The organism is Streptomyces sp. SID1328 (assembly GCF_009865595.1).
GTDB lineage: Bacteria > Actinomycetota > Actinomycetes > Streptomycetales > Streptomycetaceae > Streptomyces > Streptomyces griseoluteus.
Window position 1 is genome coordinate 1 of sequence record NZ_WWKH01000848.1, and the last position, 759, is coordinate 759.

Below are 759 nucleotides of genomic sequence, written 5' to 3' on the forward strand. Positions count from 1 at the left end.
ACCGAGACCGGGTGCACGGTGTCGCCGTTGGCGAGGATCACGCCGTCCTTCAGCGCGTCCCGGCCGCACCACAGGGAGTAGGCGTTGTTCCACTCCTCGGCCTTGTCGTTGTCGATCAGCGTGATCTTCAGGCCGTACTTGGCCTCCAGCGCGGCCTTGCGGTCGTAGACGGCCTCCTTGCGGTAGCCGACGATGACGCCGACCTCGGTCAGGCCGACCTCCGCGAAGTTCCCCAGCGTCAGGTCCAGCACCGTCAGCGACTCCTCGTCGCCCTCCGGGCCCACCGGCACCAGAGCCTTCGGCAGGGTGTCGGTGTAGGGGCGCAGACGCCGTCCGGCGCCGGCCGCCAGCACGAGACCTATCATCGCGGGTTCTCCTTAACTTCCCCGTGCACGGGGTGACTTCCCCGGTTCGCGGGGTGGGGGGTAAAGCCGTGTGGCCCTGTCGCGAACGACAGGACCACACGAGGGGTGTCAGGTTCAGCTCTCGTCGTCCGGCGCGGGGACCGTGGTGGTCTTCTTCGCCGTCGACTTGGCGGCCGTCTTGGCGGTCTTGGCCGCCTTCTTGGCCGTCGTCTTCTTCGCCGTCGTCGTCTTGGCGGCGGTCTTCTTCGCTGCCGTCGTCTTCTTGGCGGCCGTGGTCTTCTTCGCGGCCGTCTTCTTCGCCGGGGCCTTCTTGGCCGCCTTGCGGGCGGTCTTCTTGGCGGGCGCGGCCTCCTCGGGCTCCGCCTCGGCGGCGGGCTCCTCGGCGGCCGGCTCC

At 69.4% G+C, this 759-nt stretch carries 2 protein-coding genes; both read right to left on the reverse strand.

From position 1 onward, the window contains the following. Window positions 1-365 (reverse strand): sugar phosphate nucleotidyltransferase (locus GT030_RS26810; RefSeq protein WP_161203313.1); only part of this gene is annotated, 365 nt, incomplete at its 3' end. Window positions 366-479: 114 nt separating this feature from the next. Then, window positions 480-759, reverse strand: a 280-nt coding sequence (locus GT030_RS26815) for a hypothetical protein (protein WP_202460603.1), incomplete at its 5' end; no start/stop codon positions are given.